The sequence below is a fragment of the Sulfurimonas xiamenensis genome (assembly GCF_009258045.1).
GTDB classification, from domain to species: domain Bacteria; phylum Campylobacterota; class Campylobacteria; order Campylobacterales; family Sulfurimonadaceae; genus Sulfurimonas; species Sulfurimonas xiamenensis.
Genome location: NZ_CP041166.1, coordinates 973,389 through 998,522, shown reverse-complemented (window position 1 = coordinate 998,522; position 25,134 = coordinate 973,389). Strand labels below are relative to the sequence as shown.

Below are 25,134 nucleotides of genomic sequence, written 5' to 3'. Positions count from 1 at the left end.
TTTTAACAATAAAGTATAATTTGAAAATATTTTACAAGGTACTTATGAATGATAGAGAGATTTTATTTAAAAGATTATCTTAGTTTTAAAGAAATTGAGCTAAATTTAAAGGGTGGGTTAGTTGTATTTACTGGTCCCAGCGGAAGCGGAAAATCGCTTTTAATGAGTTCAATTTTATCTTCATTTGGCACAACTACATGTGATGCCTCATTGTGCGAATCTGTTGTTTCCTGGGAATTAGATGCCGATGAGTATGGTATAGAGTCTGATGATGTTTATATATTTAAACATCTTAAAAAAGAGAAATCAAGATACTTTATAAATAATCAAAGTATTTCAAAAAAAGTAATAAAGAGTTTATCTTTAAATTACTTAAAGCATCTTTCATTAAGAGATTTCAGCGATTTTGAAAATGAAAATCTGCTCTCTATTTTGGATAAGAGGATAGAGAAGAAAAATCACAAGATAAACAAACTAAAAGATGAGTACAAAGAGGCTTTTTTAGAGCACAAAAAAGTAAAAAAAGAACTTTTGGCTATAGAAGATGAGCAAAAAAAGATTGTAGAACTTAAAGAGTTTGCAGCATTTGAGATTAAAAAAATAGAGGATATAAATCCAAAAATCTCAGAGGATGAAGAGCTTTTGGAGATTAAAAAAGAGCTCTCAAAAAAAGAGAAAGCTCTAGAAGCCATATCCAAAGCAAATGTTGTTTTTGAGTATGAGCATAATGTTTTTAATGCCCTGGAGCTATTAAATGTGGAGAATTCATTTTTTAGTGATACTATGAATGAATTAAGAGCAATTATGGAGAGTGCCCAGGAGAAGTTTAATGCTCTTGATGAAATTGATATTGAAGAGATTTTAAACCGGATAGAAGAGTTAAGTGATCTCAAAAGAAGATATGGAAGCATAGAAGAAGCTCTTTCGTACAAACAACAAAAAATTTTAGAACTGCAAAAGTATGAAAATATAGAGATTACAAAAGGTGATTTACAGAGCAGGGAAACAACGCTTTATAAAAAAGTAAAAGATTTGGCATGCAATATAAGTAATCTTCGTCATAATGAACTAAAATCTTTAAAAGACAATTTAAACGAATATCTAAAAGAGCTCTATCTTCGAGATGCACAGTTGGAAATAAGTGATATTGAGTATGGAATTTCCGGAAAAGATAAAGTAGACATCAAGCTAAATGCTACCGATTTACAAAAGGTGAGTACAGGTGAGTTTAACAGACTTCGTCTTGCCATTTTGGCTCTAAAATCTGAGTTTATGAGTAAAAATGGCGGCGTTTTGATGCTTGATGAGATAGATGCCAATCTTAGCGGTGAAGAATCTATGAGTGTTGCAAAGGTGTTAAAAGAACTCTCAAAGCATTTTCAAATCTTTGTAATTTCGCATCAACCGCAACTTACATCTATGGGCGATCAGCACTTTTTGGTGCATAAAAAAAGTGATGAATCTTATGTAACAGAACTTGGATTTGATGAGAGAGTAGATGAAATAGCAAGAATAATAAGCGGCGAGAGCATTACACAAGAAGCTAGAGAGTTTGCTAAAGAACTGCTAAATTTACACACAAAATAAGTAATACCTGCAAAAGGAAAAGTTAGAAATGATAATTGACACACATGTACATTTAGACGACAAGAGATATATAGATGATTTAGATGAAGTGCTCAAAAGAGCCAGAGAAGGGGGAGTAGAGCGTTTTATAATTCCGGGGGCAGATCCTGTAAATCTCACAAGAGCCATAGAGATAGCTGAGAGCAATAGTGATATCTATTTTGCAATCGGCGTTCATCCTTATGATATATATGCTTTTGATACGCTGGAGTTTGAGAAGTATATTAATCATCCAAAGTGCGTTGCAGTAGGCGAATGCGGACTTGATTATTTTAGACTTGAGGGAAGTGATGAAGAAAAAGAGAGAGAAAAGAAGAAGCAAAAAGAGATTTTTATAGCACAGATTGAAATTGCAAAAAAGTATAAAAAACCGCTTATTGTACATATAAGAGATGCTTCAAAAGATTCAAAAAAGATTCTTGAAGCATATAATGCAAAAGAGGTTGGAGGAGTTTTGCACTGCTATAATGCGGATGAAGAGCTTTTAAGTCTTGCAAAAGAGGGATTTTATTTTGGGATAGGAGGGGTTTTGACATTTAAAAATGCAAAAAAACTTCTCCATGCACTTCCAAAAATACCTCAAAACAAGCTTCTTATTGAGACAGATGGTCCATACTTGACACCGACTCCGCATAGAGGTGAAAGAAATGAACCTCTTTATACAACCTTTATTGCAAAAAAAATTTCTGAACTTTTAGAAATACCACTGGAAGATGTAAAAAAAATAACAACTCAAAATGCCCTTGTACTCTTTAATATTTCTTAATATTAAAGAGTCTTAACTCTATTTAATATTCATTTGGATAAAATGTATTTTTTAAATTTAAAATAAGAGCTGTCATTTTGAAATATATTTTATTGTTAATACTACCATTTTTGTTGAGTGCAAATCTTACATACACTTCAAATTACACCAAAGAGATAACCATCTTAGAATCTTTTGATATTGAAGCATCTTTTTTATATGACCCGATAATGAATCAGATGAAAAACAGCAATATGACGGTTTATAAAAATAAACACTTTTTTCAAGCGATGAATGATGCTTATCTTTTTATTCCGGCAATAAAGAATATTTTAGCAAAGCATGGAGTTCCTGCAGAATTTCTTTTCCTCGCAATGGCAGAATCACATTTTTCTATACAGGCATATTCTGCTAAGAGAGCCTCTGGCTTATGGCAGTTTATGCCTGAGACAGGTAAAATATACGGTCTTAAAATTGATGATTATGTTGATGAGAGAAGAGATCTTGTAAAATCAACAGAAGCAGCCGCAAAATATCTCTCCTACCTTTATGAAAAATTTGGCAAATGGTATTTAGCAGCTATTGCATATAACTGCGGTGAAGGAAGATTGAGTAGAGCTATAAAGAGTGCGCAAAGTGATGATCTCTCTATTTTGTTAAATCCTAAAAAGAGGTATATACCAAAAGAGAGCAGACTCTATATTAGAAAAATTGTGGCATTGGCTATAATGGGAAATGATGAGCAGTTTTTATTGAAAAGTGAATATGAACATCTTTTAAACAGAGCAAATGCATACTCTATATCTACAGTTAGAGTACCAAGAGGAGAGTCATTAAAAAGAGTTTCTAAACTAGTGGGAATTCCAATGGAAGAGCTTAAAAAATTAAATAGACACTTAAAGTATGATTTTATACCTCCATATCTTAATGGTTATGATATATATATTCCATATATAAAACTCTCAGAATTTAAACAAAAATATTTTGAAGAAAAAATTAAAAATATTTACAAAATACATGTTGTTAAAAAGGGTGAAAGTCTCTACAATATAGGCAAAAAATATAATGTTCCATATAAAATGATTATGGATTTCAATAATTTAAAAAAGAGTATGCTTAGTTTAAATCAAAAACTGATTATCCCGATAGACAATCGGGCAAATGTTGAAAAAATAGATAGTGAATTTTACTATTTGGTAAAAAAAGGGGATACTTTAGAATCTATTTCAAAAGCATATAAAGTCAGTATTAAAAATATACAGCTTCAGAACAAACTTGATGGAAGTCTGATTAGAGAGGGTGAGAGGTTAAAGCTATATGAATAAAGTATCTGTTTTTCTAATTGTCTTGCTTTTAATTTTTATTACTGGATGCAGCACAAGAGGAAAAAGAGCATACACTGATTTTGATAAAACAACATCTTATTCGCTAGATGAAAATTCACACAGCCCTATACTTAGTAAAAAGGATTATAGGCATCCTACGATGAATCCTTATGTAATAAGAGGTATAAAATACTATCCGACCGTAGTAAATGTAGGTGATGAGTTTAGTGGTAATGCAAGTTGGTATGGTCCTGATTTTCATGGAAAACTGACTTCTAATGGCGAAACATACAATATGTATGATATGACAGCTGCTCACAAAACTCTGCCGATGAATACAATTGTAAAAGTTACAAATAAAAAAAATGGTTTAAGCACTGTTGTAAGGATTAACGATAGGGGGCCTTTTATTGCGACAAGAATTATTGATCTCTCCAATACGGCTGCGAGAAAAATAGATATGATTGATGACGGAACAGCTCCTGTTACAATAAAAATACTTGGTTTTCATTCAAAAGAGCAAAAACAAGTACCATTGCAAGAAGAGTTAAAAGATGTTCCTCAAGATCAACAAATAGCTAATTTTGCACTTCAAATCGCATCTTTTAGCAGATTTGAAGGAGCTCTTTTGACACAACAAAAGTACGATAATATTGATGGGTACAAGACAATTATAAAAGATATGCAAACACAAAACGGAAGAATGTTTAAAGTTTGGCTTAAAGGTTTTAGAAGTGAACAAGAGGCTAGAGATTATAAATCACTTGGAAATTTTAAAGATTCATTTATTGTAAGAGAGGATTAAACAAATGATTAGCAAAAGCAGAAAAACAAAAGAGACAGATATCGTTGTTTCCTTGTCTCTTAATGGAAAAGGCAAAAGCAATATAAATACGGGTGTGGGTTTTTTAGATCATATGTTAGAGAGTTTTTCTAAACACTCTTTGATAGATTTAGATATTGCATGCAAGGGTGACACATATATAGATGATCATCACAGTGTAGAGGATGTCGGAATTGTTCTAGGTTCTCTTTTGTCTGAAACAATTTATCCTGTTGAAAACATGGAACGATTCGGCAGTGCAAATATTGTGATGGATGAAGCTTGTGTTAGCTGCGATTTGGATTTAAGCAATCGTCCATACCTGGTTTATGAAGTTGATGTGACTGGAAAAGTAGGACAGTTTGATACGGAACTAGTTGAAGAATTTTTTAAAGCTTTTGTCTCAAATGCAAGAATTAGCGCACATATTGTAGCACTTAGAGGAAAAAACAAGCATCATATTATAGAAGCCGCTTTTAAATCAGTTGCTGTAGCTATGCGTCGTGCAATGCAAAAAAATGAAAAAATCGGTATTCCGAGTACAAAAGATATGCTGTGATTAAGCTTATCGTATTAGATGTCGACGGTTGCCTTACAGATGGAGATATAATCTACTCATCTGATGGTACAGAAACAAAAAAATTCAATGTAAAAGACGGTCTGGCTATTAGTTCTTGGATTAAGATGGGTTATTATGTTGCAATAATAACCGGAAGAAATTCTGAAATAGTTCAAAGAAGAGCCAAAGAGCTTGGTATTGTGCATCTGTTTCAACATATTAAAGACAAAGAAAAAACATTAAGCGAACTTATAGATTTGCTTGAGCTTAAAAATTATGAAGTAGCTGCTATTGGCGATGATTTGAATGATTATAAGATGTTGAAAAAAGCTGGCAGAAGTTTTACTCCAAAAAATGGAGTAAAAGAGATTAAAGAGCTTGTTGATACGGTTCTTACATGTAACGGCGGTGATGGCGCTGTGAGGGAAATGATAGATATATTAATTGATGAGAATGATTTAAGAGATCAGTTTTTATCTGTTTGGATATAGTATGAATATAAATTATTATTTTTTATTTATTTCTGTATGTTTAATTATGATACTTTTTTTATTTAAGCCCTTGGAGATAAAACAACAATCTTTTACCGAAGTACCTCTTTTTAGTATCTCATTTTTTACTATGTATGAACTTGATTCTAAAGGATTGATTACATTAATGAACGGTGAAAAAGCAATTAGATATGCAGATAGATATACGATTGACAAAATGGATTATACAGATAATTCAAAAAAGTATATAGCAAATATGAAATCAAACAGCGGAATATACAAAGATGACATCGTTTATTTAAATGGAGATGTTGTCTATTTTAGACAAGATGGATTGACCTTTGAGACGCAAAAGGCAGTTTATAATAAAAAAACAAATATTGCTACTGCAGATGGAGATTATGTGCTTTATAAGGGCACTAATAGAGTTACCGGAAGAGAATTAAAATATAATAACTCTTTACAAAGAGTAGAGTCAAAAGATGTAAAAGCAATATATCAATTAAAAGAGAGTACTAAATGAAAAAAATAATTTTTTTAACAATTTTTTTAACAACGGCACTATTTTCCTTAGAGTTAAAAGTTAAAGCAAACAGCTTTAATGCAGATCAAAAAACAGGTGTATCTGTTTTTGAAGGTGATGTTAATGTGATTCGGGGCAATGATGAATTAAATGCATCGAAGGTCACCATTTATACAAACACAAACCAAGAACCGACAAAGTTTATTGCAGAAGGAAATGCTTCTTTTAGTATACAAACACTTGAAGGTGCACTATATAAAGGCAAAGCCCAAAAAGTTGTCTATCTTCCGCAAGAAAAAGAGTACTATTTTTTTAAAGAAGTGCATCTAAAGCAGATTGATGAAAAAAAAGAGATATCAGGTGAAGAGGTTATTTTAAAGACAATAGAGGGCAAAGCGTATGCTAAGGGTGCTGAGAAAGAGCCGGTTATAATGATTTTTGATATGCCTGAAAATAAAAAAAAGAGCGAAGAATGATTGAAATAATTGACTCAAAATTTGTTACATCAGCAGCAACTATAGAAGATGCACCGGACTCAAAAGAACAAAATGAAGTTGTTTTTATGGCTCGTTCAAATGTGGGGAAAAGTTCTTTACTAAATGCTCTGACAAATCATAAAGGTTTAGCAAAAGTATCTTCAACACCGGGTAAAACAAGACTTATTAACTATTTTGATGTTACATTTATAGATAGAGAAAATGCGCAAAAAAGTTTTGCAAAATTTGTTGATTTGCCAGGTTTTGGATATGCGAAAGTTTCCAAATCTATTAAATATGATTGGGAAAAAAATTTAACAGATTATATATCAAATAGAAAACAGATAAAACTTTTTATTCATTTGATTGATTGCAGACATCCTTTTTTAGAAATTGACAAATCTGTAACTGATTTTTTAATTGATCATGCTAATGAAACACAATATATTTTACAGATTTTTACAAAAATAGATAAATTAAATCAAAAAGAACAAAATGCACTTAAAAAAGAGTTTCCTAAGGCTTTAATGGTCTCAAGTTCAAAAAAGAGAGGTTTACAAAAAATTGTAACGATTATATATGATATATTGCAAGGAGCTGCTGGTGAAAATTAAATTAACAAAAGCAACGCTTTATGATATTGAAAATATGCAAAAACTTGTTGCTCCTGAAGTTGAGACTGGGATAATACTTGCAAGAAGTTCAGATGAAATCGCAACAAATATAAGATCATATATATTAGCAAAAGAGGAAGGTGCGATAGTTGGTTTTTGTGCGCTTCATATTCATACTCCCTTTTTAGCAGAGATCAGATCACTTGTTGTAAAAGAAGATAGAAGAGGCATGGGGGTAGGGCAAAGTTTGATTGCCAAAGCTATAGAAGATGCACAAAATCTTGGAATTAAAAAAGTTCTTACTTTGACTTATCAACAGCAGTTTTTTGAAAAACTTGGATTTATCGAAATTCCAAAAGAGTCAATTCCTGAACACAAAATATGGGCTGATTGTATTAAGTGTAAACATTTTCCGATATGCAACGAAGTATCTCTAATCAAAACTCTTTAACACCATTTTTATATGTTGTTATATTTATACCCTATATTGTATTAAGCAGTATACACCTATTTTTACCGCCTTTATTGGCAATATTATATGTACTTTTTTCAAGAGCGCTTAAGAAAAATGATTTAACCTCTTTACTTTTAATTTGCTTTTCTTTAGTGCTTTTTGAAGCTGAAAAGGGATATGTTCTCTTTAGCACTCTTATATATTTTGCTTTTATATATAGATATATCATACCAAAAATAGCGAAAATTATTAATTGTAATATATGTGTAAAAATGGCAACTGTTATATTGGTTTATATTGGTTTTTTTGTTTTTAATATATTTTTATCAAATATATTCTTAATGCCATCTCCAAGTATAAATTATTATGTAATTTATTACATAATAATTGAATTTTTTATTTTGAGTATTTTATGAAAATAAAATTTATAATTTTTGTATTTGCTGTTGTATGGCTGGCACTTTTAGCAAGAGTATTTTTGTTGTCAATAGAGTCAAATACTTATTATGAAAAGCTCTCATATAACAATACCATTAAAACTGAATTGATTGCGCCGGTAAGAGGTGAGATTGTTGATGTGAAAAATAGACCAATTGCTATTAATGAACTTGGGTTTAAAATACAAATGGCTCCTCATCTTAGATCTAAAAAAAATCAAACTACATTTGAAGAAGAAGTTGATACGATTATAAAATTACTGCCAAATTTGGATAGAGAAAAAATTATAAAAAATTATATAAAAAAAGATTCGTACTATAATCACGACTATATAGATATTGTTAGTTTTGTATCTTATGAAGAGATTATGCCTGTATACTCTATTCTCAATTTAAGAGACAATATTCATATTGTCTCCTCTCCAAAAAGATATTATCCGTATAAAGAAGTTGCAACACACTCTATTGGGTATGTTTCTCGTGCAAATAAGAGTGATATAGAAGAGGATAAACTTCAAGAACTTATTGGTTATGCTGGAAAAACAGGCATAGAAAAATATTATAACTCATTTTTGCAAGGAGAAGCCGGCAAACGAGAAATAAAAGTAAATGCAAATAATCAAGAGATAGAAGAGTTGTCCAGTAAGCAAGCTATTGAAGATAGAAAATTGATATTAAATATTGATATAGAACTTCAAAAATATATTTCATCTCTTTTTAAAGACAAATCAGGTGCTGTAATTGTTATGAGAGTTGATGGTGCTATTTTATCTGCTAGCAGTTTTCCTGAATATGATCCAAATACATTTGTATCCGGAATCTCATATGAAGAGTGGGATAAACTCTCAAATAGTCTTGATAAGCCATTTACAAATAAATTAATTCATGGTCTTTATCCTCCAGGTTCAACTATAAAAACTGGATTGGGATTATTATATATTACGGCACCGGAAATTGGGCCAAACTGGAATGTTTATTGTACTGCATCAATGCCTCTTGGCAAAAGAGTATTTAGATGTTGGAAGCAAACCGGACATGGAAAAACAGGCATTAAAAAAGCTATACGAGAGAGTTGCGATGATTTTTTTTATAAAGGCAGCCTTAAGCTAGGAATTGAAAAAATGAGTGATGGGCTTATTAGATATGGACTTGGTAAAAAAACCGGTGTTGATTTGCCAAATGAGTTTATCGGTACGGTACCATCAAGAGAGTGGAAAAGAAAAAAATATAATATGCCATGGTATATGGGAGAGACTGTAAACACCTCAATCGGGCAGGGTGATTTTTTAGTTACGCCAATGCAGATGGCACAGTTTACTGCTCTTATGGCAACATCTAAGCTTCCTCGGCCATACTTTGCAAAAATGATAGGGGAAGAGGTGGTTAAGCCGGAATTTGAAGAGGTTCTTACTAAAAATGAATTAAAAAAATTGCCAATTATTCAAAAAGCCATGTATGAAGTTTGCAATCATCCAACCGGAACAGCTGCTAGAAATATAAATTCACATGTAAAAATTGCCGGTAAAACAGGAACTGCTCAAGTAATCGGTATTTTGCAAGATATAGAAAATAGAGAATTAGAGCATGAAATGGAGTATTATACCCGTTCACATGCATGGCTTACAAGTTATGGACCATATGATAATCCTCAATATGTAGTTATGGTTATAGTTGAACATGGAGGACACGGCGGTTCTGCTGCAGGAAGTATTGTATCAAATATTTATGATAAACTCTTAGAATTAGAATATATTAAGCAGTAAATTAAATAGAATTAAGTATAAAAAGAGTTAATATTGTTAGTAAAAATATTGCTCCTGCTTTATTATAAAGTCTATTTGCCAAAATAAACAGAAGTGTTAGGGAAGCTGCAATCATTATATAAATATCAAACTTTGTAGCAATTAAGTCAATAGAGAGAGGGTTTAAAAGTGCTGCTGAACCTAAAACCATAGAGAAATTAGCAACATTTGAGCCTATTATATTTCCAATACTCATTTCGGCATTGCCTTTTTTTATTGCAACCAAAGATACTACAAGTTCAGGCAGTGATGTTCCAAAAGCAATAAGAAAAAGCCCAATTATCCACTCACTAACTCCAAATATTTTTGCTATATTTGTTCCGCTCTCTACAACAAAATGTGCTCCGCCTATTGTTAAAATAAAACCAATAAGTAAAAATTGAGTTGTTTTGAGCCATTTAAATTTTTCTTTCATTAACTCTTCATCTATCTCTTCTACAAGATCTTCTTTGGAATCGGTAAATAAAAATATAAGATAAGAGAACATAACCAAAATATACAAAGCTCCTTCAATTCTGCTAATTAAGCCGTCTTGAATCATTAGCATAAATAAAATTACAGGAACAACTACCCACGCACTATCTCTGTCAAATAGATTCCGTCTTGAAGTCATTTTTTTTGATATTAAAAAAACAAGCCCTAAGACTAGCGTTATATTAAAAGTTACGCTGCCCACAACATTTGCGATAGCCATTTCGCTTTTACCGGCTCCTGATGCCATCATAGAAGCTGCCATTTCCGGTAATGATGTGCCAAAAGCAATAAGTGTAGCACCGATTACAAAATGTGATATATTGAAATGAAGAGCAATTCTTTCAGACTCTTTTATAATAAAATCTGCTCCATAAATAAGCGCTGTCATAGCAACTGCAAAAATTATAAAATCCACTAAGAGCTATCCTTCTGTTCTAATTATTAGACTTTTTGGAAGGTTGAATTTTTTTATAAGCTCTGCTTCTTTTTTTCTCATTTGACCATTGTCAGTTTCATGGTCATATCCTAACAGATGAAGCAAACCGTGTATAAAAAGAAGTGCAAACTCATCATTTTCACTATGACCCAGTTCTATTGCTTTTTCTTTTACATGAGAAGAGGAGATAACTATGCTTCCAAGCGGGCTCATCGGCATAGGTTCATATGGAAAACTTAATACATCTGTATCTTTGTCAATATTTCGATATGTTTTATTTATCTCTCTTATCTCTTCATTTGTTGTAACAATAAGCTCAATTTCTTTATTTGTAAAAAGATTTGCTATTGCATCAATAAGAGTAGTATCAATCTGTAGTGTAGTTCTATTGTCAAGTTCAATCATAAGTGAGATTATATCAAATTTTAAAATATGTTCATAAAAGATTATGCTAAAATATTTTTATGATTATAAAAGATAAAAAAGCGCTCTGTGTTATGAGCGGTGGTATGGATTCAACGCTTAGCGCATACATGATGAAAAAAATGGGGTATGAGATTGTTGCTGTGCATTTTAATTATGCACAAAGAACACAAAAAAAAGAGTTGTCTTGTTTTCACAATATTTGTGATGAATTGGGCGTTTTAAATAGATATGTTTTAGATTTGGATTTTTTCGCTCAAATAGGTGCTTCAGCTTTGACTGATAAAAATATAGATATACCAACTGGCGGTGTAGAAGAGGGTGTTCCCGTCACATATGTGCCTTTTAGAAATGGAATATTTTTAAGTATGGCAGCTGCTATAGCAGAAAAAGAAAATGCCGAAGCTATTGCAATAGGAGTGGTGGAAGAGGACAGCAGCGGTTATCCTGATTGCAGGGACTCTTTTATACAAAGTATGCAGCGAAGTATAAATCTTGGTACAAAAGATGAAACAAATATAGTTATTCATATGCCTTTAGTACATCTAAAAAAATCTCAAATTGTTAAAAAAGCGCTAGATTTAGAAGTTCCGCTTAATCTTACATGGAGTTGTTATAAAAATGAAGATAAAGCGTGCGGAGTTTGTGATAGCTGTCGTTTAAGGTTAAATGGTTTTAAAGAAGTCGGAGTAAAAGATCCAATTGAGTACCAGTGAGATAGATTTTAATAATTTAAAAATTGTACATATATATAAAGCAAATTTAAAAAATAGCTACATAAGCGTTAAGAAAAATGGTGAAATAGTTCTTAAAACTCCTGCTGTTTCAAAAAAATATATTCAAAATCTTCTTATTAGCAGGGAAGAGTGGATACGAAAACAGCTAAAAATAGTAGAAAAAAATTCACAAATAAGAGTGAATCTTCAAGATGAAGTTTTATTGTTTGGAAAAATTTTCAGTATTGATACGGATAAAGCAAAAGAGTTAAGAACTTATCTTAAAAAAATAGATACGACAAAAATTGATAATATTTTAAGATGTTATGATGAATTTTATAAATTTTATGCTCAAAATTATATTGTTCCAAGAGTAGAATACTATTCAAAAATAATGGATTTAACTTATAGCGATATAAAATTTAGAAAAATGAGAAGTAGATGGGGAAGCTGCAGCTCAAAAGGAATTATTACCTTTAATACAGAACTTATAAAAGTAGAAGAAAAACTGATTGATTATGTAGTAGTGCATGAACTCGCACACCTTAAACATATGAATCATTCAAAAAAATTTCACTCTTTAGTCAATCAATATATCCCTGATTCTTATGAGTTAAATCAAAAGCTAAAAAACTTCTGGTTTTAATAATAAAACGATCTACCTCTCATTTAAAAAGTATTTTAAACTCGCATCACTCCACTCTTTTGAAAGAGAAAGATGGTTTTGTATAGAGGCATAAACTCTTTTAAAGTCACTGTTTTTTTCACTAAGCTCAGTTATAACTTCATTTAAAGCTATTTTTCCTGCATCTATGACATCCTTTGGAAACTGATGGATAGATATATTAAGTTCTTTTAGTTTTTTAAGGGCCTTGATATTTTCACTGTGAAATTCATAAGTCATACTTGAATTCATCTCACTTGCAGCAACCTCTATCATACTTTGATGTTCAAAAGGAAGTTTATTCCAAAGCTGCTTATTAAAAGTAACCTCTAGGATAGAACCTGGCTCATGCCAGCCTGAGTAGTAGTAGGGTGCTACCTTATAAAATCCCATTTTGATATCAAGAGCAGGACCAACCCATTCTGTAGCATCTATTACACCTCGTTCCAGTGAAGTATATATCTCCCCTGCAGGCAGTAAAATAGAGTTAACTCCCATTTTTGAAAAAACTTCTCCGCCAAGACCAGGAATTCTCATCTTAAGTCCATTCATATCAGCAAGTGATTTTATCTCTTTTCTAAACCATCCGCCCATTTGAATATTAGTATTTCCGCCCATAAAAGGATGAAGATTATACTTTGCATAATGTTCTCTCCAAAGTTCTAAACCTCCTCCAAAAAGCATCCATGAGTTTATCTCTTCAGCAGTAAATCCAAAAGGAATGCCGCTGTATAAAGAAAAAGCGCTGTTTTTTCCTTTCCAGTAGTATGGCCCTGAATGAAAAGCATCTATTTGACCGCTGGAACACGCATCAAAAACAGCCAAATCTGGAATAAGAACATTCTTTGGATAAATTTTTACTTCCAAAGAGTTGCCGCTAATATCTTTTAATCTTTGTGCAAATTTTTCTACACCGGTTCCCATAATAGGAAAGCTTGCCGGCCAGCTAGTAGCTAATTTTATAACAATTTTTTTATTTTTATTGATATTTACTCTTTTTGCATCACTGTTTTTTTGCTGTGGATGTTTTGAATAATCAATAGCTTGCCGATTGTTGTCATTACAGCCTGTTAATGCAAAAGCGGTAGAAACTGTTGTAGCAGTTGTTAAAAAATCTCTTCTATTCATATTTTGTGTACATCCTCATTAGAAATAGTATTTAAAAATCCATAGTAAGCTGCATTTGATTTGATAAGGGTTTATTTAAAATTGATTTATCAACCCCTGCAATAAGTGCAAAATGAAAATTATTATTTTTAAGTATATTTATAATGTCTTTTTCATTTTTGTAAATAAAAATATTTTTATTTTCATAAGATTTGATATGTGATGGAGCAATAAAAATGATACTGGCCCATGATGCATGGCGTTGTAAAAATAGAATTTGAGAATCTATTAAATTTATATTTGGTTCAAATATAAGTACTTTATCACTGGTGCCAAAACTTTTTATTTCAAACTTCTTATTTGTAAAAACTGCTTCAAAATGATTTATCGGAGTAAATTTTTTCAATTTATAATTGATTTTAAGTGTTTTTAAAAGATGCAGCAACTCTTCTAAATATGGTATGAAAAATGGGGAAATCAGTTGTCTTTCATAAAAAATATTATCATAAATAAAAGATGTTTCAAATAGGGTTTGCTCCATTATTACGATAGATTCAAAAGAGTTAGTTGGGATTTTTTTTACATTTGCAAATATCTCTCTATCACTTAGAGCAGGGCAGAACAGTACCGTTGTTTTGTTTTCTGCATTCCAAAGAGATTTGAAAATTGATTTCAAATCTCCAGTAAGTGAAATAAAATTTAGCTGAGTAATAATCTGCAAAGATAGTTTTAAAACAATTTCATTACACTCATAGGCTACAATCTCTTTTTCTATCATTTTAAAACGAAGCAGTTTTTTAAGTGCATTATCTAAGCTGTTGACTTTAATCCAAGCTATTTCACTATCACTTATTTGTGTTGGACTCTCAAACACAACACCGTAAGCACCATTTGCAACGGCTAACTCTATATTTTTATAATCATAAGCAAAAAAGAGATCACCTCTTTTTATTTTAGAAGCTTCAAAAACAATATTTTCAAAGCTATTTATATATGGTTCATTAACAAGAGTAGCTTGCGTAAGTGCTAAAAAATTTTCAAGTCTCATCCAATCGATGTACCTGGTTTTTTAGATTTTTCAGGTCTGATTAGACAAAGACCATCTTCATCTTTTGCAGCAAGCAGCATTCCTTCTGAAATCATACCCATTAGTTTCGCCGGTTTTAAATTTGCAACAACACAAACCTGTGTATTTAATAAGGAGTCAGCACTGTAAAACTCTTTTATACCTGCTACAACTTGTCTAGGCTTTTCTTCACCTAAATCAACTTGAAGCTTTAAGAGCTTTTTGCTTTTTGGCACCTCCTCAGCCTCTATAACAACACCTATTTTTAGAGATGTTTCAAAAAACTGGCCAATTTCTATAAGGTTATCTTTTTCTTCCAATATTTCATCACTTTTCTCAGAAATATTTGGCTGTGCTGAAGGAGCTTCAGGCATTAAAGGCTCTTCTATGCGAGGAAATAGTGGTGGAACAACTTTAATATTAAATAATTTTAAAAGTTTTTTATCTATAATAAACTCGTTATAGCTTGAGCTGTTTATGCTAAAACTTAAGGCATCGGCAATTGTATTTGTTGTGCGCGGCATAACAGGGTGAAGCATAATTGATGCTTTAGCTAGTATATTTGCGACCAATGCTACGGTTGCAAGTGCTTCATCTTTTTTATTTTCTTTCATTTTAACCCATGGAGCATGCTCTTCGATAGCTTTATTTCCAATAGAAAATAGTTTCCATAACTCTTCTAAATATCTATGTATTTGTATATTCTCCATAAAAGTGTCAAGCGAATCCAAAATAATATTGACTGCATCAATCTCTTTTTTATGATATTTCAAAACATTTACGCTATCTATTTCAAAATTTGAATATTTACCGCTCATGCCGATAATACGATTTAAAAGATTGCCTAAATCATTACTAAGTTCAGAGTTTATTCTATCTATAAAGGCTCTTTGAGAAAAATCGCCGTCTTGTCCAAAAGGAACCTCTCTCAGCATAAAATATCTTAAGTTTTCAACACCATAAGCGTTTGCAACCTCTCTTGGGGAAACAACATTGCCTTTTGATTTACTCATTTTTTCCCCATCTCTAGTCCACCAGCCGTGAGCTCCGATATGTTTTGGAAGAGGGAGATCCAAACTCATTAAAAAAGCAGGCCAGTAAATAGCGTGAAAGCGGAGTATATCTTTGCCGACAAATTGAATAGAAGCCGGCCAATAGTGCATATTTGCTTCATCAGTTCCATAGCCAAGAGCCGTTATATAGTTCATTAGTGCATCAAGCCAAACATACATAACATGCTTATCATCTTTTATCGATTCAGGCATTTGAACACCCCATGTAAAAGATGTTCTTGTCACAGAAAGGTCACGCAAACCTCCTTTAACAAAGTTTATAACTTCACTTGCACGAGAGCGCGGCATTATAAAATCAGGATTTTGTGCATAGTATTTTAAAAGAGCGTCTTCATATTTTGAAAGTTTAAAAAAGTAACTCTCTTCTTTAATAATATTGGTACTTCTGCCGCAGTCTGGACAAAATTCGCCATCAACAAGTTGAGTTTCAGTAAAAAAAGTCTCACAGCTTACACAGTAGTGTCCCTCGTAAAAATCTTTGTATATATCACCTTTTGCATACATAACTTCAAAAGCTTTTTGCACGCCTTTTTTGTGATCTTCATCGGTTGTACGGATAAATTTGTCATAATCTATTTCAAATTCATCCCATAAATTTTTAAAACCTGCACTTATCTCATCTGCAAACAGTTGAGTGGGTTTGCCATTTTTTTGAGCAGACTCCTCAATTTTTTGCCCATGTTCATCTGTACCGGTCAAAAAATATGTATCTTCACCTTTTAATTTTTCATATCTAGCCATGCTGTCGGCTATAAAAGTAGTATACGCATGTCCTATATGTGCTTCGCCATTAACATAGTATATCGGTGTTGTTATATATTTACTCAATTTCTATCCCCTTAAAATTCAAATCCACCAGTATCTCCTTTAGACATACTGTTATAAACAGCTTTAATGTAATTGGTTCTTAATTCACATTTTAAATAGAACTCACAACTGCTGCAACTTTTTAACTCTTTTTCTTTTTGGCAGTTTTGTACTTTTTCTATCATCTCGTTAAGATGAAGTTCAAATTTGTCCATCTCGCCGGTATTAGTTATTTGCATAAACTTCTTTTACTCTTTGTATCTCATATTTGGAACCAAAAAAACATGGTGATGTATCATGTATGTGTGCGCACTCGATTTCCATTAAATCTTTTTCTCCGTCAATTGCCTCTCCACCGGCAGTTTTAAATACAAAAGCAAATGGAAATACTTCAAAAAGTTTACGAAGTTTTCCATCAGGTCTATCCGAAGTAGCAGGGTAACTAAATAAACCGCCACCTTTTAAAAGTATCTGATGCAAATCAGGAACCATTCCGCCGGAGTATCTTAGACGATAACCCTCAGCAAAGAAGCTGTCTACAAGCTTTTTATGATACGGTTTCCAGTTTTGCTGTGTTCCGCCGGGAGCATTAAGTTTACCCTTTTCATTAAGACGAATCTCTTTAACAAACTCAAACTCTCCATTTTGAAGTAAGTGAAGTTTAGTTTTATTGTGCGCAAATACCATCTCAACACGAGGACCAAATACAACATAGCAAGATGCGACCATATTTTTAGCGCCAAAGGCATTTTCATATATTCCAAAAATAGAACCGACACTTAAATTAACATCAATTAAAGAAGAGCCGTCAAGTGGATCATACGCTATAAAATATCTGCCATCTTTATGCAGTAACATCTCCTTCTCTTTCTCTTCACTAGCAATTGTATGAATAGAAGGTATATGCGAGAACTCCTCTTCAATAATCATATCGCATTTTATATCAAGTTGAAGCTGCGTTTCGCCGGAGCTGTTCTCTTGCTGTGAATAACCAATATCTTTTGTATCAATCGCCTCTTTTATTCTTATAGCTGTTCTTTGTATTGCTTTAAATATATCAGTCATTTATCTACACTTCCTTTGCATTTTTAAGTATCCATGATATTACATCATCACAATTGTTTAGATCCAGTATAGCAATATTGTTAGGTAAATCATACTCTTTTATATTTACACTGCCGTCAATTGCCAATGCATCCATATATGGAAAATAGTCACTATCTAAATAATTTCTAAATATGCTGATTCTAGGCAAAGGAAGACTTTTCAATCCCTCTACCAATAAGACATCAAAATTATCAAAGAGTCTAATCATTTCATCAAGATCTTTTTCTCTTTGAGAAAAGTAGGTTGTACGATTTGGGGATGTAACAATAACTTCTGCACCCGTGTCTGAGAACTTATAACTATCTTTTCCTTCAACATCAAAACGAGCTTTGTCTTTTGGATCATGTTTAATAATTGCCACCTCTTTATTATATTCATGTATTAGTTTTCTGGCAACTTTTAATATAAGGGTAGTCTTACCACTGTTTGAGGGACCTGTAAATGCAACTGCTAATCTTTTTTTCAATGTAAACACTTTATTAAAATTTTAGTTATTATACAAAATAGTCTTTAAAAGGTTGTTTAATAAGATATAATTCCATGATAATTTGCAGGATTTTAAATGAAAACTTTTTTTATAATTTTAACTTTTTTAACTCTTTTTACGGGATGTTCTAGAAAAAATGCTTTTTTTGAATTTAATATGGATAAAGATCAGGAATTAAGCGCAACCAGTATTCAAAGTAGTAAAATAGTATCTAAAGATGGAGAAACGCAAGGTGTCATCTCTGTGATATATTTAAATGAAATATATCCTAAGCTATATAATAAAAATGAATATTTTTTTGTATTTTTATTTACAAAAGAAGCAAAAGAGATTTACAATCCCAATAAATCAGCAGATAGTAATTTAAAACTTAAATTAAATTCAAAACTCCCAATTGAAGTTGAGCAACTTCCAGAAGAAAATAAATTTTCACATCTTGTTAATAGTAAAAATAACTGGAATAGCTACTATTTAATAACATTTGAAAAAACAGATACGATTAATCTTCTTCTCGAAGATAATGTTTCATCTTCGAAAATATTACATTATGAATCAGTAAAGAGCCCGCAAAATTGAACTAAGCAGTACAATTATAATTTGCAATCCTATAATAATTATTAGTGGTGCCAAATCCAAACCATTAAAATTTGTTCTTACAAATCTTCTTACAAAAGAGTAAGCAGGATTTGTTACTCTATATAAAAATTGAACAATAGGATTGAACGGATCTGGATTCACAAAACTAAGAAGAGCAGCGATAATCACCACCCATATATAAATATTAACAAGTCCGATAAAAATTGAACCTATACCTTGAATTATCTCTATTATCATACTCATTTAACAATCTCACCTATGTAATTTTTAATATATTTATATACCAAAGAGATATCCGGACCATCTTCAGCACCTGTTAATAGAAGTCTCAAAAGTTTAGAAAAAATTTTATCATTTAGTCTAGATTCTTTCATGATATAATTTTTAAAATCATCAAACTCTTCAAAATACGGTGCATTTTTAATAATCTCTGACATCGTTTTTACAGCCTCTGCAAACTCTTTTGGCACCTCTTTTTTTGCAAAAATAGCACCTATTTTTGATTTTAACTCTTTTGTAGTTGAGGCTTCCTCAAGATATACGCGTGCCAGTTCACCAATATCGGCGTCTGCAAAACCAACATATCTGGAGAGCTCTTTTGTATCTAGAGCTCTTAGATGTTCTTTGTTTATATCTCTTAATTTGTCAATATCAAAATACTCAGACTCTTTTGATATGTTTTTCAAATCAAACCACTCTATGGCGTCTACTAGATAAAAAATCTCTTTTGATGGCTTGTTTCCCATTAAAATTAAGTAATTTGCAATAGCGGACGGCAAGTAGCCCTCTTCAAGAAGCCACTTGACGCTTAAGGCATTATTTTCACCCAATATAGCAGGCAGATGGGCATATTCAATTTTCTTTTCATATCCAAGTGATGTTCGGATCAAATCTTCTTTAGGTGCATCGTTCATCTGTTCTTCATCACGGATAACTAAAGATATATCGCCGAGCATATCATCAATCCCACAGGCGAAGTTATAAGTGGGTGTCTTATTCTCGTTCATTATAATGAAACTCTCCAAATCTTGAGGCTTGAAAGTTATCTCACCCTTAATATGGTCTTTTATTATTATCGGTGTTTCTGACTTTTTTATCCTTACGGTAAATGGATTTTCATTGTCGATTACAAGTTCTGCAGGTAAATTTGCGCATGCATCATCATATCTATATGTTTCTTTGTTATTTTTGGCTTCTTCTCTCTTTTTTTCAAGCCACTCTGGTGAACAAAAACAGTTAAACGCTTTAGCTTCATGCAAAAGCTGCAGAGCCATTGCTGCATGAAAACGGAAATTTTGGCTTTGATAAACAACATGAGAATAATCAATGCCCAAAAGCTTCAAAATACCAATTGTCTCTTCATCTTTTCCTTCTATATTTCTCTCTTTATCCAAGTCTTCTATGCGAATGATTAAACCTTCATCTCTCTGCTTTGAGACAATATAGTTAAATAGGGCAACTCTTAAATCACCAATGTTCATATCGCGAGTAGGGCTGGACGCAAATCTTAGCATTTATATTCCTGTATAATGTGATTTTTGAATTTTATCAAGTTTTAGCTAAGGAAGTTCTTTAGATAAGATAGAGGGAAATTGAGCTATAAGCTCCAATTTGATAAAATACAATTCATAATAAGAGTTTTAAATTAAAGGTTTAACAAGTAATGAGTGAGCACAAAGATTTTTTACGCACAATAGTTGAAAAAGACTTAAAAGCAGGCAAATACAAAAATATTATAACAAGATTTCCTCCGGAACCAAACGGCTTCCCTCATATTGGACACGCTAAATCTATAGCAATAAATTTCGGCATCGCACACGATTACAACGGTTATTGTAACCTTAGAATGGATGACACTAACCCGACTACTGAAGATACAAAATATGTTGAAGCGCTTAAAGACGCTGTTAAGTGGCTCGGATTTGAGTGGGAGGGTGATGTGCGATATACATCTGACTATTTCGACAAACTTTATGAGTATGCTATAGAACTTGTTAAAATGGGTAAAGCTTATGTTGACAGCTTAGATGAAGAGACTATGAGAGAGTACCGTGGCACCATCACGGAACCGGGGCGTCGCAGTAAATATGCACAGCGCAGTGTAGAAGAGAACCTAGACCTTTTAGAGAGAATGAAAAACGGTGAGTTTAAAGACGGTGAGCATGTTCTTCGCGCTAAGATCGATATGTCAGCGGCAAACATGAAAATGCGTGATCCTCTCTTATACCGTATCCGCCATGCGCACCACTATAGAGCAGGGGACAAGTGGGCAATTTACCCTATGTATGACTTTGGTCACTGTCTCTCTGATTATATTGAAGGTGTAACTCACTCTATCTGTACGCTAGAGTTTGAAAACAACCGTGACATCTATGACTGGGTATTAGATACGCTTAAACTCGAACCGCCGCGCCCTTATCAATATGAATTTGCAAGACTTGGGATTAACTATACCGTTATGAGCAAAAGAAAGCTTCTGGAATTGGTCAATGAAAAAAGAGTATGTGGATGGGACGATCCCCGCCTTCCTACCATTGCAGGACTTAGAAGAAGAGGCTATACACCTGAATCTATTTTAAACTTCTGTGATCAGATCGGTATAGCAAAAGCAAACTCCACTGTTGATATCTCACAGCTTGAGTTTTGTATCAGAGATGATCTCAACACAAAAGTACCGCGTGTTATGACGGTGCTTGACCCTCTAAAAGTAACTATAGCCAACTATGAAGGCAGCGAAGAACTTGACGCCCCGTACTATCCGGATGATGTTCCCAAAGAGGGTTCAAGAAAAGTACCTTTCTCAAAAGAGATATACATAGAACGGGCAGACTTCTCAGAAAATCCTCCAAAAGATTACTTCCGTCTTACACCCAATCAGCCTGTACGCCTTAAACATGCTTATATTATCACATGTAAAGAGGTTAAAAAAGATAAAAGTGGCAATATAACTGAGATAATAGCAGAATATAACCCCGAGTCTAAAAGCGGACAAGACACAAGCGGTATAAAAGTCAAAAGTGCTATCCAGTGGGTAGATGCCGTATCTGCTAAAAAAGTAGAGGTAAGACTATACGACAGACTCTATTCTTGCGAAAACCCACAAAGTATAGAGGACCTCAATTCTGATTCTTTAAAAATCATAAAAAATGCTCTTATTGAGCCTGCAGTTGTAACAGAGAAGCCGGATGTGAGGTTCCAGTTTGAAAGGGAAGGGTACTTTTATGCTGATCCAGTAGACTATACAGATGCAAACCCCGTATTTAACAAAATAGTAGGATTGAAAGACTCTTATACTAAAAAGAAAAAAACTGATGCACCCAAGCAGGAGAAAAAAATTCAAGTTAAAAAAGTACAGCTAGATGGTCAAGCAGAACCTATGAGTGAGCATGAGCAAGCTTTATTTGACAAATACACGACTGAACTTAAATTAAACAGTATGATTGCTGATATCTTAGCGAGAGATGAAAAATTGTCTTCTTTTTATGCTGAAGTATTATCAGTTAACAACTCACCTGTAACTATTGCTAACATCGTAGCAAATGAGGTTGCAAGAGAGTTAAAAGAAAAAGAAGTGCACGAGCTTCAATTTAATTCATCCGATGTAGCTAAACTTGTGCAAATGCTAGATGATGGCACCATTTCAAACAAAATAGCTAAAGAGGTTTTTGAAGAGATGGCTAAAAGCGGAAAAGACCCTTTACAGATAGTTAAAGCCAAAGGACTTGTTCAGATAAGTGATGTGAGCGTAATCGAGCCTATTATCGATGAAATAGTTGCAAAATATCCAGACAATGTTGCCAAATTTAAAGCTGGAAATAGTAATCTTCTCGGCTTTTTTGTAGGGCAGGTCTTAAAAGCCACAGGCGGCAAAGCAAACCCAAAAGTGGTAAATGAACTTGTTACACAGAAATTAAAATAAAAAGGTTAGTGTAGAACTAGCCTTTGCAGTTCTGTCATGTTTAAGCAAATAGTACGATCTGTTTGTGATTGTTCTTAAGTTGATGAAGTGGTGACCCCGAGGAGAATCGAACTCCTGTAACATGGATGAAAACCATGGATCCTGACCGCTAGACGACGGGGCCACTTGTCAGTCTTATTTACTGAGCCGAAATTATATAGATTTATTTCTTAATAAAATATAAAATTTTAAAAACTCAGTAAAAAAAAATAAATTACTCGTAAAAACTGCGTAAAGCTCTAATAATTACTGCATTTTTTGAGATGCTTTCAGCTTTGGCATTTTCATCAACTTCTTCATATATGTCTAAAGGAAGAGATATAGAAAATGTTTTTGTTTCTATTTTTTTCTTTTTATTCATTATTGATACTATATTTTTTAATAATTCTATTATTTTTTTGGTATCAATTGGTTTTTGTATAAAACTATTAACACCAACTTCAATAGATTCAGATATTTTTTCTATATCATTGCTGGCCGAAATAATAATAATAATCTGATCAGGATTAATTTCACGAATTTTTCGTGCAAGTTCGATTCCGTCCATTTCAGCCATAATAATATCTACAAAGACAATATCAGGAGATGATTTTGAATAAGCTTGAAGTGCTTCTTTTGCATTAAAAAATGATTTTACATCTGAAAAGAAATTTTTAAAAGTAGAACTTAAAAGTTCATTTGCAATTTTCTCATCTTCAACAATCATTGCTGATAATTTTTTTGTTTGTTCAGTTAGTTGAATTAAATCTACATTGGACATAACAAAATCCTTTATTTTAAAATATGACGAAATTGTAACAGATTTTGATTAAACGAAATAGAGCGTATTATATATTATATTTTTTAAATTTTTCTAACCATTGTAAGTCTGACTCTTTTGAATACTCTTTTTGATTTAGTAATGAATCTATTATACTGATCAAACTGGCTTCATCCATAAATTTTAGCATATCTGCATTTATGGATGTTTTTTTTATACCTTCATAAGTATTTAGAAGATTTTGTATATCAGCTATTAATTCTTCTTTTTTGCTTCTCATTTGTTTTTCCATGTAATAGTGTCAGTTTTCAAATATCTTGGTTAACATAATGTAAATTCTCTTGAGAAAATTCAATTAACATTAAATACAACCAAAACCTTTTTATTATTGATATTAAATAGTATGTTCAATTAAAAAGGTACAACAGTAAGCCGAGTTTTGTTTTGGTAGCATTAATCTACTTTACTATTTACATAGTAACTCTAGCGAAACAGTAGCATAAGTAAGATTACATTGTAATTTTACCCCTAAGACGCTGACCATCTGTTTCTTGCTGCCATGTTGGGTTTACAAGCTCTCTATATTACTATAGAGACTGGTGGTCTCTTACACCACCCTTTCACCTTTACCGCCGTTGGGCGGAAGTCTACTCTCTGTTGCACTTTCCCTCGTATTACTACGGCCATTAATTAAATGGAACACTGTCTTAGAGCAGCTCGGACTTTCCTCTTGAAATAAATCAAGCAACTACCCGTTGTACCTTTAAAATAATACTAAAAATTTCCTTTAAATCTGTTTATGAACATCTGTTCATAACATCTGCTTGATTGATGAACAAGTGTTCATCATCACATAAGCATAGATTAACACTTGTTCATATATAATTTTATTTAAATTAACAATTGTTCATATACTAAAAAAGGTTGCAAAATGCCCGAAAACAAGACGATTCAAAAGAAATCAAATACAAAACAAAAGATTATAAAAGTGTCATCTACACTCTTCTCAGAATATGGTTTTAAAGCAACAAGTGTGCGAAAAATAGCTTCAGAAGTAGGAATTAGGGAGAGCGCTTTGTATAATCATTTTAAGAATAAGGAGGAGATATTTTTATGTGTCGCAAAAGAGATATTTTCTTCTCCTTTTCATACAAATGAGACAAATATTAAAGAGTCAGCACTCAAGGGAAAAGTTTTTTTACAAAAGTTTGCTATGCAATATAAACTTCTCACATTTGATAAAAATAATGAGAATATGTTTAGATTGCTAATGATTGAGTTATTCCAAAACAGAGAACTTAGAGAACAGTTTATGAATGAATTTCATAATGAAAATATAAAAATGTTCTCTGAAGCATTTTTTATAATGATGCAGAACTCTTTAATACGCTCTGCTGATCCAATGATGGTAGCTTATGAATTTATTTCCACCCTATTCTATATACGATTGCAAATTACACTTCTGAGGTTTGATAGCACGCCTACAACAGCTCTATCTACACAGTTTGAAAAGCATGTTGAGTTTTTTTGGGAAAGTATTAAAGTGTGATATTTTTTAATATTAAAATATTTTATTTCTAATAC

General features: G+C 32.2%; 28 protein-coding genes, 1 tRNA gene and 1 other RNA gene. 16 read left to right on the top strand and 14 right to left on the bottom strand.

Features of this window, described 5'->3' with window-relative positions:
• Window positions 1-48 precede the first annotated feature (48 nt).
• The 11 genes from FJR47_RS05085 (at window position 49) to mrdA (ending at window position 9,836) form a co-directional block, all read left to right on the top strand.
• Complete coding sequence (locus FJR47_RS05085; protein ID WP_152299369.1) at window positions 49-1,587, top strand: AAA family ATPase; 1,539 nt, start codon at window positions 49-51, stop codon at window positions 1,585-1,587.
• Window positions 1,588-1,615: 28 nt separating this feature from the next.
• A complete protein-coding gene (locus FJR47_RS05080; protein WP_152299368.1) occupies window positions 1,616-2,392 on the top strand; it encodes a TatD family hydrolase in 777 nt (258 codons plus the stop codon).
• Between the two features lie 77 nt (window positions 2,393-2,469).
• Window positions 2,470-3,696, top strand: coding sequence for a lytic transglycosylase domain-containing protein (locus FJR47_RS05075; RefSeq protein WP_241691013.1), 1,227 nt, complete (start codon window positions 2,470-2,472; stop codon window positions 3,694-3,696).
• Window positions 3,689-4,501, top strand: a complete 813-nt coding sequence (locus tag FJR47_RS05070; RefSeq protein WP_188093700.1) for a septal ring lytic transglycosylase RlpA family protein — start codon at window positions 3,689-3,691, stop codon at window positions 4,499-4,501. The genes FJR47_RS05075 and FJR47_RS05070 overlap by 8 nt, the downstream gene beginning before the upstream one ends.
• Window positions 4,502-4,505: 4 nt before the next feature.
• Entirely contained in the window at window positions 4,506-5,078 is a 573-nt protein-coding gene (gene hisB, locus FJR47_RS05065) for an imidazoleglycerol-phosphate dehydratase HisB (RefSeq protein WP_152299367.1), read from the top strand.
• Window positions 5,075-5,569 (top strand): KdsC family phosphatase, encoded by a 495-nt coding sequence (locus FJR47_RS05060; RefSeq protein ID WP_152299366.1) that lies wholly within the window; start codon window positions 5,075-5,077, stop codon window positions 5,567-5,569. Before hisB ends, FJR47_RS05060 begins: the two co-directional genes overlap by 4 nt.
• A gap of 46 nt (window positions 5,570-5,615) precedes the next feature.
• Window positions 5,616-6,092: an LPS export ABC transporter periplasmic protein LptC gene (gene lptC, locus FJR47_RS05055; RefSeq protein WP_241691014.1), complete on the top strand. Its 477-nt coding sequence runs from the start codon at window positions 5,616-5,618 to the stop codon at window positions 6,090-6,092.
• Complete coding sequence (gene lptA, locus FJR47_RS05050; protein ID WP_152299364.1) at window positions 6,089-6,568, top strand: lipopolysaccharide transport periplasmic protein LptA; 480 nt, start codon at window positions 6,089-6,091, stop codon at window positions 6,566-6,568. Before lptC ends, lptA begins: the two co-directional genes overlap by 4 nt.
• Window positions 6,565-7,182 (top strand): ribosome biogenesis GTP-binding protein YihA/YsxC, encoded by a 618-nt coding sequence (gene yihA, locus FJR47_RS05045; RefSeq protein ID WP_152299363.1) that lies wholly within the window; start codon window positions 6,565-6,567, stop codon window positions 7,180-7,182. The genes lptA and yihA overlap by 4 nt, the downstream gene beginning before the upstream one ends.
• Window positions 7,183-7,216: 34 nt before the next feature.
• Window positions 7,217-7,633, top strand: a complete 417-nt coding sequence (locus FJR47_RS05040) for an N-acetyltransferase (RefSeq protein ID WP_241855434.1) — start codon at window positions 7,217-7,219, stop codon at window positions 7,631-7,633.
• Between the two features lie 415 nt (window positions 7,634-8,048).
• The gene (gene mrdA, locus FJR47_RS05030) at window positions 8,049-9,836 is read left to right on the top strand and encodes a penicillin-binding protein 2 (protein WP_152299360.1); all 1,788 of its coding nucleotides are present in this window, start codon (window positions 8,049-8,051) and stop codon (window positions 9,834-9,836) included.
• Between the two features lies 1 nt (window position 9,837).
• On the opposite strand, the gene FJR47_RS05025 is transcribed toward mrdA, so the two are convergent.
• Entirely contained in the window at window positions 9,838-10,764 is a 927-nt protein-coding gene (locus FJR47_RS05025; protein ID WP_152299359.1) for a calcium/sodium antiporter, read from the bottom strand.
• A gap of 6 nt (window positions 10,765-10,770) precedes the next feature.
• Window positions 10,771-11,190, bottom strand: coding sequence for an rRNA maturation RNase YbeY (ybeY, locus tag FJR47_RS05020; protein WP_152299358.1), 420 nt, complete (start codon window positions 11,188-11,190; stop codon window positions 10,771-10,773).
• Window positions 11,191-11,249: 59 nt separating this feature from the next.
• On the opposite strand from ybeY, the gene queC reads away from it, so the two are divergent.
• On the top strand, window positions 11,250-11,924 hold the full coding sequence (queC, locus tag FJR47_RS05015) for a 7-cyano-7-deazaguanine synthase QueC (protein WP_152299357.1): 675 nt from the start codon (window positions 11,250-11,252) through the stop codon (window positions 11,922-11,924).
• A complete protein-coding gene (locus tag FJR47_RS05010) occupies window positions 11,911-12,570 on the top strand; it encodes a M48 family metallopeptidase (protein WP_188093699.1) in 660 nt (219 codons plus the stop codon). The genes queC and FJR47_RS05010 overlap by 14 nt, the downstream gene beginning before the upstream one ends.
• 12 nt (window positions 12,571-12,582) lie before the next feature.
• Here FJR47_RS05010 and FJR47_RS05005 read toward each other — a convergent pair whose 3' ends face one another.
• From FJR47_RS05005 to mobB, 6 genes are read right to left on the bottom strand one after another with little or no spacing between them, the layout of a single operon-like run.
• On the bottom strand, window positions 12,583-13,716 hold the full coding sequence (locus FJR47_RS05005) for a TRAP transporter substrate-binding protein (protein ID WP_152299356.1): 1,134 nt from the start codon (window positions 13,714-13,716) through the stop codon (window positions 12,583-12,585).
• Window positions 13,717-13,747: 31 nt separating this feature from the next.
• A complete protein-coding gene (locus tag FJR47_RS05000) occupies window positions 13,748-14,743 on the bottom strand; it encodes a hypothetical protein (protein WP_152299355.1) in 996 nt (331 codons plus the stop codon).
• On the bottom strand, window positions 14,740-16,662 hold the full coding sequence (gene metG / locus FJR47_RS04995) for a methionine--tRNA ligase (protein ID WP_152299354.1): 1,923 nt from the start codon (window positions 16,660-16,662) through the stop codon (window positions 14,740-14,742). The genes FJR47_RS05000 and metG overlap by 4 nt, the downstream gene beginning before the upstream one ends.
• A gap of 11 nt (window positions 16,663-16,673) precedes the next feature.
• On the bottom strand, window positions 16,674-16,880 hold the full coding sequence (locus FJR47_RS04990) for a hypothetical protein (protein WP_152299353.1): 207 nt from the start codon (window positions 16,878-16,880) through the stop codon (window positions 16,674-16,676).
• Entirely contained in the window at window positions 16,867-17,706 is an 840-nt protein-coding gene (locus FJR47_RS04985; RefSeq protein WP_152299352.1) for a class 1 fructose-bisphosphatase, read from the bottom strand. Before FJR47_RS04985 ends, FJR47_RS04990 begins: the two co-directional genes overlap by 14 nt.
• Before the next feature lie 4 nt (window positions 17,707-17,710).
• Window positions 17,711-18,214 carry a molybdopterin-guanine dinucleotide biosynthesis protein B gene (gene mobB / locus FJR47_RS04980; protein ID WP_152299351.1) on the bottom strand — a complete coding sequence of 168 codons (504 nt, stop codon included), beginning with the start codon at window positions 18,212-18,214 and terminating at the stop codon, window positions 17,711-17,713.
• A gap of 96 nt (window positions 18,215-18,310) precedes the next feature.
• Between mobB and FJR47_RS04975 the strand changes: the two genes are divergently transcribed.
• Window positions 18,311-18,811, top strand: coding sequence for a hypothetical protein (locus tag FJR47_RS04975; protein ID WP_152299350.1), 501 nt, complete (start codon window positions 18,311-18,313; stop codon window positions 18,809-18,811).
• Here FJR47_RS04975 and FJR47_RS04970 read toward each other — a convergent pair.
• Window positions 18,788-19,075 carry a YggT family protein gene (locus FJR47_RS04970; protein WP_152299349.1) on the bottom strand — a complete coding sequence of 96 codons (288 nt, stop codon included), beginning with the start codon at window positions 19,073-19,075 and terminating at the stop codon, window positions 18,788-18,790. The genes FJR47_RS04975 and FJR47_RS04970 overlap by 24 nt on opposite strands.
• The gene (gltX, locus tag FJR47_RS04965) at window positions 19,072-20,346 is read right to left on the bottom strand and encodes a glutamate--tRNA ligase (RefSeq protein ID WP_152299348.1); all 1,275 of its coding nucleotides are present in this window, start codon (window positions 20,344-20,346) and stop codon (window positions 19,072-19,074) included. Before gltX ends, FJR47_RS04970 begins: the two co-directional genes overlap by 4 nt.
• Before the next feature lie 149 nt (window positions 20,347-20,495).
• Here gltX and FJR47_RS04960 point away from each other — a divergent pair, with 149 nt between their 5' ends.
• A complete protein-coding gene (locus FJR47_RS04960; RefSeq protein WP_152299347.1) occupies window positions 20,496-22,751 on the top strand; it encodes a glutamine--tRNA ligase/YqeY domain fusion protein in 2,256 nt (751 codons plus the stop codon).
• Between the two features lie 88 nt (window positions 22,752-22,839).
• Here FJR47_RS04960 and FJR47_RS04955 read toward each other — a convergent pair.
• The 4 genes from FJR47_RS04955 to rnpB all read right to left on the bottom strand — a co-directional run bounded on the left by FJR47_RS04955 (window position 22,840) and on the right by rnpB (window position 24,314).
• Window positions 22,840-22,914, bottom strand: a tRNA-Glu gene (locus FJR47_RS04955).
• A 90-nt stretch (window positions 22,915-23,004) separates the two neighbouring features.
• Entirely contained in the window at window positions 23,005-23,550 is a 546-nt protein-coding gene (locus tag FJR47_RS04950) for a response regulator (protein WP_152299346.1), read from the bottom strand.
• A gap of 67 nt (window positions 23,551-23,617) precedes the next feature.
• Window positions 23,618-23,830 (bottom strand): hypothetical protein, encoded by a 213-nt coding sequence (locus FJR47_RS04945; RefSeq protein WP_152299345.1) that lies wholly within the window; start codon window positions 23,828-23,830, stop codon window positions 23,618-23,620.
• A 132-nt stretch (window positions 23,831-23,962) separates the two neighbouring features.
• Window positions 23,963-24,314, bottom strand: an RNA gene (gene rnpB, locus FJR47_RS04940) — RNase P RNA component class A.
• Between the two features lie 167 nt (window positions 24,315-24,481).
• Between rnpB and FJR47_RS04935 the strand changes: the two genes are divergently transcribed.
• Complete coding sequence (locus FJR47_RS04935) at window positions 24,482-25,099, top strand: TetR/AcrR family transcriptional regulator (protein ID WP_152299344.1); 618 nt, start codon at window positions 24,482-24,484, stop codon at window positions 25,097-25,099.
• The last annotated feature ends 35 nt before the right edge of the window (window positions 25,100-25,134 follow it).